Raw genomic sequence first — 14,778 nt, 5'->3', positions numbered from 1 at the left:
GAGCAATGAAGGAAAAAAAGATAAGAGAAAAAAACAACTGGAAAAAGGAAATGGCCCTGGCCCCGGGTTATATTATTGTGGGAATCTGGGTAATCTTTACCTTTGTTCTGATCGGCTGGATTATTTTGGCTTCCTTTTCTACCACAAGAGAGATTTTCGACGGGAATATTTTCAAATTTGCAACCGGATTGCATCCGGAAAACTATGTGAAGGCATGGAAAACGCAGAAAGTTTCCAGCTATTTTATGAATTCCCTTCTCTATACAGCCGTTTCCTGCACAGCGGTCATCATTCTCGGCGCACCTGCCGCCTATGTGCTCAGCCGCTTTAAATTCCGCGGGAACGGCCTGATACAGAATTTGTTTGCAACGGCGCTGGGAATTCCGGCGATCATGATTATCATGCCACTGTTCTCGCTTTTCAGCCAGCTTCATATGAATCAGTCCAAGGGGCTTGTTATTTTCCTTTATATTGCGGTAAACCTGCCCTTTACGATTTTCTTTTTGAATACGTTCTTCCGGAACCTTTCGGTTACGTTCGAAGAGGCGGCCGCCATCGACGGCTGTTCCCCAATGAAAACGTTCTGGACGATCATGCTGCCGCTGGCGCAGCCCGGAATTATTACGGTCAGCATTTTTAACTTTATTACGATCTGGAATGAATATTTCATCTCCCTGATTTTCGCCAATACCGCCAAGACGCGGCCGGTTGCAGTCGGACTGTATGCCATGATCCAGTCCATGCGCTACACGGGAGACTGGGGCGGGATGTTCGCCGCCGTCGTGATCGTGTTCCTGCCTACGTTCCTCCTTTATATTTTCCTCTCTGAGAAGATTATCGCCGGTGTGACGGGTGGAGCGATCAAGGGATGATTACCGAATAACAAATGGGGAGACGTTTCAATTGAAAATATACCGTACCGCATTGAAGATACAGGGCGCCGTTCTGGAAAACGGAAATCCTTTGCCGCGCTTTCGCGATCGCGAGCAGAACAAAACGCTCATCGACGCCGGGCTTTTGGAAAACGAACGCGAGGGGTTCGGCTACCAGACCGGTTTTCGGGAACTGCCGTATTTGGTGCAGGAGAGGTACCGCAGGGATTTGCAGGAGCAGGAGCTTGCCACCGTCGTTATGGAAAATGATTTTCTCCGCGCGGAATTCCTTGCCGATTACGGCGGGCGGCTCTGGTCGCTTTTCGATAAGAAGGCCGGGCGGGAGCTTCTGTTTACCAACCCGGTGCTGCGCGTTGCGAATCTTGCGATCCGCAACGCGTGGTTTTCGGGCGGTATTGAGTGGAACTTGGGGCAGTTTGGGCATACCTGCCTTACCTGCGAGCCGATGTTTTTTGCGCGTTGTACGGATCCAGACGGGACACCGTTTCTGAGGATGTACGAATATGAGCGCCAGAAATGCTTTTTCCTCCAGGTGGACTTTCATCTTCCGGAAGATTCAGCCTGCCTTTTCGCACACGTGAAAATTGTAAACACAAAGCCGGAAAGCGTGCCGCTTTACTGGTGGACGAATATCGCTGTGCGTGAGGAGCAGAATGTACGCGTGTTTTCGGGGAGCGACGGGGTGATCTGTATTCAGCCGGAAACAATGGCTTCCCAAAGCGTCCACGGCTTTGCGCACGATACTATGCCGTTTTTAAGGACGCTGAACGGCAGGGATGGAAGCTATCCCCAAAATCTTCCGTATTCCAACGAATACTTTTTCCAAAACCGGCCGCTTTTTTCTGATGCGTGGGAGGTTGCCGCGTACAATGACGGAACCGCCTTTTGGGAGCGCTCTACGCCGACGTTGCGCTACCGCAAAATGTTTTGCTGGGGTGTCCAGCGCGGCGGCCGGCACTGGAAGGATTTCCTGTCATTGGATGGGCAGGGCGATTACTTTGAAATTCAGGCGGGGCTTTCGCCAACGCAGGTGCATGGGCGCGATCTGGCGCCGAACGGCTGTGTGCGCTTTACACAGGCATTTGGCGGTATGAATGTGGACACAAGCCGTACCTTTTCAAGCTGGCAGCAATCTAAAGCCTATGTTTATGATCTTGTGGAAGTCCGCTTGGGCGCAGAAGAGCTGAAACGGGCCGATCGCCGTTTCGAGAGCTTGGAGGACACCACGCCGGATGAAATCTTGCATTACGGCAGCGGCTGGGGCGCTTTGGAAGCGGAGCGCGATCCGGAAATTGTTCCGAAAGGGCTGGTTTTCCCCCACAAGACCATGGGGGATCTGCAAGCGCCGTGGCTTACCCTACTGCGGACGGAAAAACTGCCTGATCTTCAGCCGGATACCCTGCCCGTTTCGTGGATGACCGATTCCCGTTGGGCGGCGCTTTTGGCGCACTCCCTTGAAAAGACGGAAAACCGGAACGCAGCCGCGTTGCTGCACCTTGGCCTGATGCTCTACGAGGAGGGAAAATGGCAGGAGGGCGTAGCGGCAATGGAACAGTCCCTGAAGCTGCGCCCCACCGCGATTTGCTGCCGAAACCTTGCCAGCGCCGCGGCGCAGGAGGAAGATTGGGAAACCGCCTGCAATTACATGGAACAGGCGCTTTCGCTGGGCGGTGTGGAGCAATCCGCCGTTTTCGCGCAGGACGCGATCGATATTTTTACAAAGGCCGGCCGTTTTGAGCGGGCGTGGAATTGTTACAAGGATCTTCCCCAAGCGCTGAAAAACGTTGAGCGTGTTCGACTGAACACCGTGCAGGCCGCGTTTGAACTGAGGCAATGGGAATTTTTGGAAGAGCAGTTTGCAAGCAATTTTGCCGTCATGCGCGAGGGGGAAACCATGCTGTTGGACACATGGTTCAACGTGCAGGCGGTACGCCTTGCGAAGGAGAGGGGCGTGCCGGACTGGCACGTGCTTCTGGACGAGGTAAAGGCGGTTTGCCATCCGCCGTATAATCTGGATTTCCGCATGACGATTTCCTCCCAATGAATCCATAAATACATCTAGGCCGCCGCATGGTGAAAACCGTGCGGCGGCTTTCTGCTTGCAAAAGGCTGCCGGTGCCGAATGGAGGCTTCCGTTTAGGAAGGGCATTACTTGCGGTTCCGCGGGCGGCGCTTGTGTTTTTGGCGGGTTCCGATTACATAATTGATACTGTTCATTTCGGTGAGAAAATGTTATAATGAATAATCGACGAGAAAAGGAAAAGGCGTGGTGAAATGAAGCTGAAAGCTGTAGCAATAGCGCTTATGCTGGCCCTGACGCTGTCGGGCTGCTCGTTTGTTGGCCTGGACGCGCAGACGCTGATGCGTCCGCCGAAGCCGACCGGCGAAAAAGCGGATATTCACGCGTTGCTGGAAAGCAAAACCGACGGGAAAATGACGCTGAAATACCCGCGCACCGGGGATTACCGTTCGGCAATCATTACTCATGACGTCTGCGGAGATAAAAATGACGAGGCCATGGCCATTTTTCAAAAAGGGGACGAGGCGACCGGAACCGATCTTATGTTTATGAAGAAGGACGGCGGCAAATGGGTCGACATGGGCTTTTTCAACAACCCGGCGGCGCAGGTGGATAAGGTCTGCTTCGGGGATGTGACCGGAGACGGCAAGGACGATGTGATCGTCGGCTGGGGGAACAGCCTGAACAATACGAGCACCATCTGTGTCTATTATTATAAAAACGGGAAAATGAACGAACTGAAGGTTGACCAGACATATACTGAAATGGCGGTTATGGATTTTGACGGCGACGGCAGGGATGAAATCTTTACCGCGAGCGTCAGCGTGGGCGACCAGCCGGCACTTGCCCGCCTGATCCGGATCAAGGACGGGAACGTGGAAATCATGGGCTCCTGCCAAATGGACAGCGCGGTTACCAAATATGTGTCCGTCCAGACCGGGCTGATCAACGAAAAGCAGAACGGCATTGTGCTGGACGGGATGGAAAGCGCGAATACCCTTGTGACGGAAATGCTTTACTGGGATAAAACAACCAAGATTCTAAAATCGCCCTTCTTTGACCCCAGATCCAACATTGCAAATTATACCTTGAGGGATACCTCCGTGGTGTCAAAAGATATTAACAATGATAGAATCATCGAGGTGCCGATTGTTAGCCTGATGCCGGGTTACGACGGGCAGACAAAGGACGAGGCCGCCTATATTACGGATTGGAACCGTTATGATACCCAGACCGGCGAGATGGTGCGCGTCATGAGCATGGTGCTTGATTATTCCGACGGGTACTGGTTCTTAATCCCGGATATGTGGCGCGGCCGGATAACGACCAAGGCGGATACGGTAACGCGTACGGTCACCTTCTATGAGTGGAAGGCGGACAAAAAGCAGGCCGGGGGCCTGTTGGGCGATCCGCTTCTGAAAATACAGGTGTTCTCCGAAAAGGAATGGGACGGCGGTGAAGCGGCCCCGGGCTTTTATGAGCTTATGGAATCGAATAATATGATTTTTGCAGCATGTTCTCCTTCGCCGGACAATCCGCTGTCATTAAGCAGCGGCGATGTGAAGAACAGCTTTAAACTGATGAATCAGGAATAATTATTGGATAAACGGAGGAACAGGTATGAAAAACATCCTTGTTGCCGAAGACGAACAGGCAATTCGAGAATTTGTGGTTATTAATTTGAAACGCGCGGGTTACAACACGCTGGAAGCGGCCAACGGGGAAGAAGCGTTGGAACTGTACGAGCGCGAGGGCGGCAATATTGACGTTGCCGTACTGGATATTATGATGCCGGGCAAGTACGACGGCCTTGCCGTGTGCAAGGAATTCCGGCAGAAAAGCGGTTCGATCGGCATTATCCTTCTTACCGCGCGCACCCAGGAAATGGATAAGGTCAGCGGGCTGATGATGGGCGCCGACGACTACGTTACAAAGCCGTTCAGCCCAAGCGAGCTGGTAGCCCGTGTGGACGCGGTGTACCGCCGCGTCGCGCTGGAACAGATGCGCAATGAAAATAATTTTAAGGAGGAAATCCGTTCCGGCGAATTCGCCCTGAACCTTCGGAGCAGGACGCTCATGAAAAAGGGCGTGCCGATAGAATTGACTCAGGTCGAATTCCAGATCATGGAGTATTTCTTTTCCAACCCGGGCACCGCGCTGGATCGCACCGATATTTTAAAGCATGTCTGGGGCGAATCCTATTTCGGCGAGGAGAAAATCGTGGACGTTAACATCCGCCGGCTCCGCATGAAGGTGGAAGATGAGCCGTCGAACCCGAAGCATATTGTTACGGTTTGGGGACTTGGCTATAAGTGGGAAGCCTGAGCAGCAGAATTTTCAGACTAAAGGAAGGGGAAAGAGGAATGAAAGTAACCGGCATTACTCGGCGCTGGCTTTTAAACAGCTTCGGCGTAATCCTGCTTATTTTGGTTACGCTGATTTTAACTCTTTCCTATGTAATACGCGATTATGTTTACAATGGGATACAGACGGCGCTGAGCAGCCGTTCCGACGAGCTGACAAACGTATTTGCCGATTACGGGCGGAAATCGCCTAGTGAATTCAGCACAGCCGCCCGCAATTATGTGGAAAACTTTCCGAACAAGGAAAGCATGGAACTGATGGTGTTCAATTCCAACGGGAAAATCATCATCACCTCCATCGGCTTTGCGCCGGATGAAAACCAGCCCATGCCGGATTACCATCAGGCGCTTACCAGCATCAGCGGATACGGCACCTGGACGGGCCAGTTGACCAGCGGGGAAAAGGTGATCGCCGTTACGCGCGTTATGCGCAATAACCGCGGGAATTTCGTTGGCGCAATCCGTTACGTGTCTTCCCTTCAGGAAGCCGACAAGCAGGTTTTCCTCATCAGCGGCACGCTGATTTTGGCGGGGCTTCTGATCATCCTTTTTGTCATTATTTCGAATTTTTATTTTATGAATTCCATTATCACCCCGATCAAGGAAATCGGCGCTACCGCCAAGCGCATTGCGCAGGGGGATTTTAAGGCGCGCATCCAAAAGGTGAATGACGACGAAATTGGGCAGCTTTGCGACACCATCAACGATATGGCGGACGAACTGGGAGCCGCCGAAAAAATGAAAAACGACTTTATTTCTTCCGTTTCGCATGAGTTGCGCACGCCGCTTACCGCAATCAAGGGCTGGGCGGAAACCATGCAGGCTAGTGAAAACGACAAGGAAACCTTTGAACGCGGCATGGGGATTATTATCCGCGAATCCGAGCGACTTTCCGGCATTGTGGAAGAACTGCTCGACTTTTCCCGCATGCAGAGCGGCCGCATAACGCTGACAATGGACAAAATCGATATACTTGCCGAGCTGGGCGAGGCTGTGTATATGTTCAGCGAGCGCGCCAAGACGGAACATAAATTCCTGCTTTATGAGGAACCCGCCATGCTCTCGCCGGTTCTGGGCGACATCAACCGGCTGCGGCAGGTGTTTGTGAATATTATTGACAATGCCTTGAAATATACCGACGAGGGCGGAACCATCAGCATTACCGCCTCGGAGGCGGGCGGGTTTATCCGCGTGGTAATCAGCGACAACGGCTGCGGAATCCCGGCAGAGCACCTGCCGAAGGTTAAGCGGAAATTCTACAAGGCCAACCAAACGGTGCGCGGTTCGGGAATCGGGCTTGCGCTTGCCGATGAAATCATGAAGCTTCATTCCGGCAGCTTGGAAATCGAAAGCCGCGAAAACGTCGGGACGGCTGTGACAATTTTTATCCCTACTTTAAAACAGATGGAAGACGCCCCGGAAACGGAAGCAGAGAACGAAGAAAGGAACTCCGAACAGAATGGCTAGAGAAAAAACAAAATGCATCACGTCCATCGGTGGGCAGGCGCTGATCGAAGGGATTCTGATGCGCGGTCCCAAGAAAACCGAAATCGCCGTGCGGTTAAGCGACGGCAGTATCTCCCTTGAGGAAATGAACACCGGATTTATAAAGGATAAGTACCCTGTTTTCCGCCTGCCGCTGCTCCGCGGCGTTGCGGCAATGATCGATTCACTTACGATGGGCTACAAGGCGCTTTCCGTCTCCGTCGAAAAGGCGGGGCTGGAAGAGGATGAGGAGCCGTCTAAATTTGACAAATGGGTGCAGAAAACCTTTGGCGATAAAATGATGAACGCAATCATGGTTGCAAGTACGGTTCTGGGTCTCTTGCTGGCAGTTGTCTTGTTCTTTATGCTTCCGACATTCCTCTTTAACCTGATCCGCGACTACGTTGCCGGCCCCGGCTTTGCGCCCTGGCGGTCAGTTGTGGAAGGCATTATGCGCATTGCGATTTTTATTATTTACATTTATTTTTGCTCACGCATGCCGGAAATTAAACGGCTTTTCCAGTATCACGGGGCGGAACATAAGACGATTTTCTGCTATGAAAACAATGAGGAGCTTACGGTGGAAAACGTGCGCCGCCACAGCCGGTTCCATCCGCGCTGCGGGACAAGCTTTCTGGTCATTATGCTGCTGCTGGGCATCATCGTGGGCTTCTTTATCCCGTTCGGCAATCCCTTTGTCCGGACGATTGTAAAAATCCTGTGTATCCCGCTGATTATGGGGATCGGGTATGAATTTATCCGTCTCTGTGGCCGGTGTGAAAACACCGCGACCCGCATCATTTCCGCACCGGGGCTTTGGATGCAGCACATCACTACGCAGGAGCCCGACGACAGTATGATCGAGGTTGCCATCGCCGCCATGCAGCAGGTTATACCTGAAAACGGCGAGGATAAAATAAAAGTTGGTTGAAAGCGGTGTGGACGTTGACTTTGGGAGAAACCTACCGGAAAGGGAAAAGCAGGCTGGCTGCCGCGGGGAACGAAAGCCCCGCGTTTGACGCGGCGTGCCTGTTCCAGAAAGTATTCGGTTATAACCGGCAGCAGCTCGCCGTCCACGAAAGGGAACCGGCGCAGGACGCAAAGGCCGGGGAATATGCCGCGCTTGTGGGAGAACGGGCGCAGGGCAGGCCGCTCCAGTATATCCTTGGCAAATGGCCGTTTATGGAACTGGAATTGCTGGTCGGAGAGGGTGTTTTAATCCCGCGCGAGGAAACGGAGCTTCTGGTGCGCACCGCGGCAGAGCTTTTAAAAAGAAAGAACAATCCGTCTATATTGGATCTCTGCTCTGGCACGGGCGCAGTTGCGCTCGGACTGGCTTATTTTTATCCAAAAGCGCGGATATGCGCCGTGGAGCTTTACGACGGCGCATTTTCCTATCTGCAAAAAAATATCCGGAATACGGGACTTCACAATGTAACGCCGCTCCGTATGGACGTTCTGCATCCGGGAGCAGAGGAATTCCCAGAGTGGGATGGTATCGTTTCCAACCCACCCTACGTTACAACCGCTGAAATGGAAACCCTGCAGGAAGAAGTGAAGCACGAGCCGCATACGGCGTTGGAAGGCGGCGCGGACGGCCTTCTGTTTTACCGCGCAATTGCAAAGCTTTGGCTACCGAAATTAAAGCCCGGTGGCATTGCGGCGGTTGAAGTCGGCGACGGGCAGGCTGAGGAGGTGGCGGCTCTTTTTCAGGACGCTGGATTGGGCGAAATACGGGTCGAAAAGGACTTTAACGGCATCGCCCGCGTGGTGGGCGGCATATGGGGCAAAGATTAAACATACGTTCGTGATCCGTTCTTTTGTATATTGCTTTTCGTAGAAAGATACGGTATAATTTTAAAGGTAGAAACTGCAAATTTGGGACCGAAAGCCTTACGGTGGAAGGTCTGTCATAAATTGGAGGAAAGCATGGCGACAGATAAGACCAAAGCGTTGGAAACGGCGCTTGCACAGATTGAAAAGCAGTTCGGCAAAGGCGCGGTGATGCGCTTGGGCCAGAATGAGGCAATGCATGTGGAAGCGATTCCGACCGGTTCACTGTCGCTTGATTTGGCGCTGGGAATCGGGGGACTTCCCCGTGGAAGAATCGTGGAGATTTACGGGCCGGAAAGCTCCGGTAAGACCACGCTTGCCCTGCATTGCATCGCACAGGGGCAGAAAAACGGCGGGAACGCCGCATTTATCGACGTTGAGCATGCGCTCGACCCGGTTTACGCCCGCGCGCTGGGCGTGGATGTGGATTCGCTTCTGGTTTCCCAGCCGGATACCGGCGAGCAGGCGCTGGAAATTACGGAAGCGCTTGTGCGTTCCGGTGCGATCGACGTGATTGTCGTAGACTCCGTTGCCGCATTGGTGCCGCGCGCGGAAATCGACGGCGAAATGGGCGAAGCCCACGTCGGCCTTCAGGCCCGTTTGATGAGCCAGGCGCTGCGCAAGTTGGCGGGTGCGATTTCGAAATCGAACTGTGTCGCCATCTTTATCAACCAGCTCCGTGAAAAGGTTGGGATCACGTACGGCAGCCCGGAAGTTACTCCCGGCGGCCGCGCGCTGAAATTTTACGCTTCCGTGCGCATTGATATCCGAAAAATCGAAACGCTGAAAAACGGAACCGAGCTGATCGGCTCGCGTACCCGTGCGAAGGTGGTAAAAAATAAAATCGCCCCGCCGTTCCGCGAGGCGGAGTTTGACGTGATGTACGGCAAGGGGATCTCCCGCGTAGGGGAGCTGCTTGATCTTGCCGTTAAACTGGAGATTATTCAAAAAAGCGGTTCGTGGTTCTCATACAAGGAAACGCGCCTTGGGCAGGGACGCGACAACGCAAAGAACTTTTTAACGGAAAATGCCGATATCGCCGGCGAAATCGAAGCGCAGGTCAAGGAGAATGTCGGCAAGCTGTTCACCAAAGCCGCTTCTTCTTCCAGTTCTGCAGCGAAGCCGGTCGAAGTGGAAACGCCCGCGCCGACGAACAACGCTTCCCGCGGAAAGACTGCCAATATCGACATTTCCGCAGATGACGAATGATGCTGATTACGGCGGTCGAACCGCGCAGGAAAAGCCTTTCGGCGCTGTTCATCGACGGGGAATTCGCGGTGAATATCGACACCGAAACGCTTTTAAAATCCGGTTTTCGCGCGGGGCAGGAAATCAGCGACGAGCAGCTCCATGAGTTGATTCAGGCGAGCGACAGCCGGCGCGCAAGCGAAAAGGCGCTTTATCTTCTGGAGCGCCGGAGCTATTCGCAGAAAGAGCTTGCGGATAAAATCAGCCGCGTTGCTTCCCGCGAGGCGGCGGAAGCGGCGGCGCAGCATATGGCGGACATCGGCCTTGTAAACGACGAGGACTACGCAAAGCGGCTTGCGGCGGATCTGCTTTGCCGCAAAGGGTATTCCGCTTCCCGCACGCGCAGGGAACTGCAGCAGAAGGGAATCGACCGGGAGCTTGCGGAACAGATTATTGAGGAAGCCGTACCGGACCCGGTTGAAAAAATCAAAGAGATACTGCGGAAAAAATACGGCGGTATGCCCCAGGATGAAAAGGGGCGGCGCAGGAGCATTGCCGCGCTGCAAAGGCTCGGTTATTTTTGGGACGATATCCGCACAGCGATAAATGAAATGGAAAACGAGGACGAATGAATGGCATATAGTGTGGGCCTGGTAAGCCTTGGTTGTGCGAAAAATCAGGTGGATGCTGAAATCATGATGGCCGCGTTGCAAAAAGCGGGCTATGAAATAGAGGACGACGCCGCGCAGGCGGACGCCGTCATCGTTAATACCTGCGGCTTTATTGACGCCGCGAAAAAAGAATCCATTGACGAGATTTTGAAACTTGCCGGCTTAAAGGCGGCTGGCAGGATCAAAGCGATTATCGTTACCGGCTGCCTGGCGGAACGGTACAGGGAGGAAATCCTGAAAGAACTGCCGGAAGTGGATGCCGTGGCTGGAATCGGCGCGGACAGCGACATTGCCTCCGTAGTCGGAAAAGCGCTCGAAGGGGTAAAGCTGGAAAGCTTTCCGGAGAAAACGCTCCTCCCGCTCAACGGCGAACGCCGTCTTTCCACCCCCGGCTATTTTGCGTACCTGAAAATTGCGGAAGGTTGCGACAACCGCTGCGCCTACTGCGCGATTCCGTTTATCCGCGGGCGTTACCGCTCGCGCAAGATGGAGGATATTGTTGAAGAAGCGAAAACATTGGTGCAAAATGGCGCAAAAGAACTCATTTTAATTGCGCAAGACACAACAAAGTACGGCTGGGACCTTTACGGAAAGCTGATGCTTCCGCAGCTTCTAAAGAATTTGTGTGAAATTGGAGGCGTTGCCTGGATTCGCGTTTTATATTGTTATCCCGATTATATTACTGACGAATTGCTGGAAACGATCGCCGGTGAAGAAAAGATTGTAAAGTATATGGACTTGCCGCTTCAGCATTGCAGCGGCAGGCTCCTAAAATTGATGCGCCGCACAGGGAACCGCGAAGAATTGACCGCGCTAATTCGGAAGATGCGGGAAAAGATTCCGAATCTGATCCTTCGCACCACGCTCATTACCGGTTTCCCCGGTGAAACCGACGAGGATTTTACGGAGCTTGCGGAATTTGTGAACGAAATCCGCTTCGAACGCCTTGGGTGCTTTCCGTATTCGCAGGAAGAGGGAACTGCGGCGGCGGAAATGCCTGATCAGATTGACGAGGATGTTAAACAGAACCGCATGGAGCGGATTATGGAAGACCAGATGCGTATCATGCAGGAGTGGGGCGAACAGCAGACCGGAAAAACCTTCCGGGTTCTGGTGGAAGGTTACGATGAGGAGTCCGGCTGCTGGGCGGGTCGTTCCTGGGCGGATTCGCCCGATATTGACGGCCGCATCTATTTTACCGCAGAGAATGCAAATTTCGAGCCCGGAAGTTTTGTAGATGTGAAAATACTGGAATGTGTCGACTGTGAACTGTATGGAATCATTGCTGAGTAGGAGGCGCGTGTATGAATCTTCCGAATAAATTAACGGTGATGCGCATTATCCTGGTTCCTTTTTTTGTTGCTGTCCTTCTAATTCCAGGTATTCCGCACCATTATCTCTGGGCGGCCATTTTGTTCGGCGCAGCGGCGCTAACAGACCATTACGACGGCAAGCTTGCGCGTAAAAACAATCAGGTTACCAATTTCGGGAAATTCCTGGATCCCTTGGCCGACAAAATCCTTGTGATTTCGGCGCTGGTCTGCTTTGTGGATCTCCGGCTTGCGGCAACCTGGTGCGTGCTGGTGATCATCGCGCGCGAATTCATGGTGACGTCGATCCGCCTTGTTGCGGTGGACAGCGGCGTAGTGATCGCCGCCAATAAATGGGGCAAAACAAAAACCGTCAGCCAGATTATCGCCATTATTGCCATACTGCTTTTCCAGTACGTGCAGGAACTGATTTCTCTTGGAAAGCTGTCCTCCTTTACAATCGGCGGCATGCCTAGTGCGGATGTGTTTGCGGCGGCCGGCTATGTTCTGATTCTGATTGCGACATTTTTTGCCTTGCTTTCGGGTATTATTTATATTGTGCAGAACATCGATGTGATCAATACGACGAAATAAAAAGGTTTCCCGCGCGTGAAAACCGGCGGGGGTTTACTTCCTTTGCTTTTTGGTATATACTATTGTCACCTTTTACGGAAATCTTACTATATTATCAGTATGATATTAAAAATGCAATGAGCGGAAGAAGTAACCGTACTGTGTGTATCAGAGAGGGGACGCCGAGGCTGAAAACGTCCTTTGCAAGGCGTGCGGCGAAATGCATCCGTGAGCAGGCGGGGGGAAAACCAGTATCCCCGCACGGTTGGCCCTGTTACAGGCTTTTCGAGTGAGAAAACGGAGTGGAACCGCGGTAAGACGCCGCCTCCGTCCCCAAAGGGACGGAGGCGGCTTTTTATATGGAGGAATACAATGTTTAAGCGACTGAAAGAAGAGCTTGATTCCATTATGGAACGTGACCCGGCGGCCAGATCGAGGCTGGAAGTCTATTTTCTGTATTCCGGGTTCAAGGCGGTACGCGCTTACCGTAAAGCGCATTGGTTTTATAAACATAACATGAAGTTCATTGCCCGTTATTTATCACAGCGGGCAAGGCATAAAACAGGAATTGAAATCCATCCCGGGGCGACCATTGGGAAAGGATTGTTTATCGACCATGGTATGGGCGTCGTTATTGGGGAAACTACCATTATTGGCGACAATTGTACGCTTTACCAAGGGGTTACGCTGGGCGGCACCGGGAAGGACCACGGAAAGCGCCACCCGACCCTTGGCAACAACGTGATGGTCGGCGCGGGGGCGAAGGTGCTCGGGCCGTTCCGCGTTGGCGACAATGCCCGCGTTGCGGCGGGCGCGGTGGTTCTAGACGAGGTTCCGGACAACGCGACGGCGGTCGGCGTTCCGGCAAGAGTGGTCCGTTTGAACGGCGTGCGCCCGTACAATATGGATCAAATCCACGTGGCGGACCCCGTATCCCAGGAGCTTTGCCATATGGCATTAAAATTACAAGGCTTGCAAAAACAGCTTGATGAAATCATCAGACAAAGAGAGGGAAACCGTGATGAAAATTTATAACACGTTAACACGCCAGAAAGAAGAATTTGTTCCGCTGACGCCGGGAGAGGTTAAAATTTATGCGTGCGGCCCGACGGTGTACAATTACATCCATATTGGAAACGCGCGCCCAATTTGTGTGTTTGACGTGCTGCGCCGCTATTTCGAGTACCGCGGGATGAAGGTGACCTATGTCCAGAATTTTACCGATATCGACGACAAAATTATTCGCAGGGCAATGGAAGAGGGAACCGATTACCTGATGGTATCCGAGCGCTATATCGAGGAATACAAAACTGACGCAAAAGGGCTGAATGTCCGCCCGGCAACAATTCACCCGCTCGCGACCGAGAATATTGATGAAATCATCAAAATGGTTTCCGATCTGATCGAGAAGGGCTATGCCTATGCCACGGACAACGGGGACGTTTACTTCCGCACCAAAAAGGATGCAGGATACGGAAAGCTTTCGCACCAGCCTTTGGAGGATTTACAGGCCGGCGCGCGCATCGCGACAGGTGAAATTAAAGAGGACGCCATGGACTTCGCACTCTGGAAGGGTGCGAAGCCCGGCGAACCGAGCTGGATTTCTCCCTGGGGCGAAGGCCGCCCGGGATGGCACATCGAGTGCTCCGCTATGGCGCGCCGCTACCTTGGTAAAACGATTGATATCCACTGCGGCGGGCAGGATCTGATTTTCCCCCATCATGAAAACGAGATTGCGCAGAGCGAATGCTGCAACGGCGTTCCTTTCGCAAATTATTGGATGCATAATGGCTACATTAATGTGGACAACCGTAAAATGAGCAAGAGCCTCAATAATTTCTTTACTGTCCGCGATGTTGCCGAGCAGTATGGCTACGAGCCAATCCGTTACCTGATGGTCGCGTCGCATTACCGTACGCCCATCAATTACAGCACAGAGGTCATCGAACAATGCAAAGCCGCTTTGGAAAGGCTCTACAACTGCCGCGACAATCTGCAGTTTCTGATGGAAAAGTCCGTTTCGGGCGAAAAGCCGGACGAGCATGCCGTACGCCGCAAGCTGGAAGCGCATCAGGATCACTTTATCGAGGCGATGGAGGATGACCTGAATACGGCGGACGCGGTTTCCGCGCTGTTTGATCTGGCGCGCGACATCAACTCCAACCTCAACGCTTCCACCGCTCCATCGAAGGAACTTTGCCGCTTTGCGCTCGACCTGTTTAACGAGCTTGCGGATGTGCTGGGCCTGCTTTATACGAAGAAAGAAACCACGCTTGACGCGGAAATTGAAAAGCTGATTGCCGAACGTGCCAAGGCGCGGGCAAATAAAGACTGGGCGACCGCGGATAAAATCCGCGACGAGCTGAAGGCGCGTCATGTTGTGCTGGAAGATACGCCGCAGGGAGTCAAATGGAGGATTGAGCAGTAACCGCCGCGAATACG

The 14,778-nt window shown here is 52.9% G+C and carries 13 protein-coding genes and 1 other annotated feature; all 13 genes read left to right on the top strand.

The features are described 5' to 3' along the window. The first annotated feature begins 5 nt into the window (after positions 1-5). The 13 genes from P9B68_RS03200 (at position 6) to cysS (ending at position 14,764) form a co-directional block, all read left to right on the top strand. Complete coding sequence (locus tag P9B68_RS03200) at positions 6-872, top strand: carbohydrate ABC transporter permease (protein ID WP_135657676.1); 867 nt, start codon at positions 6-8, stop codon at positions 870-872. A 31-nt stretch (positions 873-903) separates the two neighbouring features. Then, positions 904-2,937, top strand: a complete 2,034-nt coding sequence (locus P9B68_RS03195) for a DUF5107 domain-containing protein (RefSeq protein WP_167875143.1) — start codon at positions 904-906, stop codon at positions 2,935-2,937. 230 nt (positions 2,938-3,167) lie between these two features. Beyond that, positions 3,168-4,508 (top strand): FG-GAP repeat domain-containing protein, encoded by a 1,341-nt coding sequence (locus tag P9B68_RS03190; RefSeq protein ID WP_277668447.1) that lies wholly within the window; start codon positions 3,168-3,170, stop codon positions 4,506-4,508. 25 nt (positions 4,509-4,533) lie between these two features. Then, positions 4,534-5,238, top strand: coding sequence for a response regulator transcription factor (locus tag P9B68_RS03185; RefSeq protein ID WP_277668446.1), 705 nt, complete (start codon positions 4,534-4,536; stop codon positions 5,236-5,238). Positions 5,239-5,276: 38 nt separating this feature from the next. Then, on the top strand, positions 5,277-6,743 hold the full coding sequence (locus tag P9B68_RS03180; protein ID WP_135657684.1) for a sensor histidine kinase: 1,467 nt from the start codon (positions 5,277-5,279) through the stop codon (positions 6,741-6,743). Then, the gene (locus P9B68_RS03175) at positions 6,736-7,692 is read left to right on the top strand and encodes a DUF1385 domain-containing protein (protein ID WP_277668445.1); all 957 of its coding nucleotides are present in this window, start codon (positions 6,736-6,738) and stop codon (positions 7,690-7,692) included. The genes P9B68_RS03180 and P9B68_RS03175 overlap by 8 nt, the downstream gene beginning before the upstream one ends. Before the next feature lie 20 nt (positions 7,693-7,712). Continuing rightward, positions 7,713-8,558, top strand: coding sequence for a peptide chain release factor N(5)-glutamine methyltransferase (gene prmC / locus P9B68_RS03170; protein WP_277668444.1), 846 nt, complete (start codon positions 7,713-7,715; stop codon positions 8,556-8,558). 132 nt (positions 8,559-8,690) lie between these two features. Further along, positions 8,691-9,803 carry a recombinase RecA gene (gene recA, locus P9B68_RS03165; protein WP_277668443.1) on the top strand — a complete coding sequence of 371 codons (1,113 nt, stop codon included), beginning with the start codon at positions 8,691-8,693 and terminating at the stop codon, positions 9,801-9,803. Beyond that, positions 9,800-10,414 (top strand): regulatory protein RecX, encoded by a 615-nt coding sequence (locus P9B68_RS03160; RefSeq protein ID WP_243112928.1) that lies wholly within the window; start codon positions 9,800-9,802, stop codon positions 10,412-10,414. The genes recA and P9B68_RS03160 overlap by 4 nt, the downstream gene beginning before the upstream one ends. Further along, positions 10,415-11,746, top strand: coding sequence for a 30S ribosomal protein S12 methylthiotransferase RimO (gene rimO / locus P9B68_RS03155; RefSeq protein ID WP_135657692.1), 1,332 nt, complete (start codon positions 10,415-10,417; stop codon positions 11,744-11,746). A gap of 11 nt (positions 11,747-11,757) precedes the next feature. After that, complete coding sequence (gene pgsA / locus P9B68_RS03150) at positions 11,758-12,357, top strand: CDP-diacylglycerol--glycerol-3-phosphate 3-phosphatidyltransferase (RefSeq protein ID WP_277668442.1); 600 nt, start codon at positions 11,758-11,760, stop codon at positions 12,355-12,357. A 107-nt stretch (positions 12,358-12,464) separates the two neighbouring features. Further along, positions 12,465-12,668, top strand: a binding site (T-box leader). A 40-nt stretch (positions 12,669-12,708) separates the two neighbouring features. Next, a complete protein-coding gene (gene cysE / locus P9B68_RS03145; RefSeq protein WP_135657696.1) occupies positions 12,709-13,371 on the top strand; it encodes a serine O-acetyltransferase in 663 nt (220 codons plus the stop codon). Beyond that, complete coding sequence (gene cysS, locus P9B68_RS03140; RefSeq protein ID WP_135657698.1) at positions 13,358-14,764, top strand: cysteine--tRNA ligase; 1,407 nt, start codon at positions 13,358-13,360, stop codon at positions 14,762-14,764. The genes cysE and cysS overlap by 14 nt, the downstream gene beginning before the upstream one ends. Positions 14,765-14,778: the final 14 nt, after the last annotated feature.

Source organism: Caproiciproducens galactitolivorans (assembly GCF_029266045.1).
Lineage (GTDB): Bacteria > Bacillota > Clostridia > Oscillospirales > Acutalibacteraceae > Caproiciproducens > Caproiciproducens galactitolivorans.
This window is presented reverse-complemented; position numbering and strand designations above follow the sequence as displayed.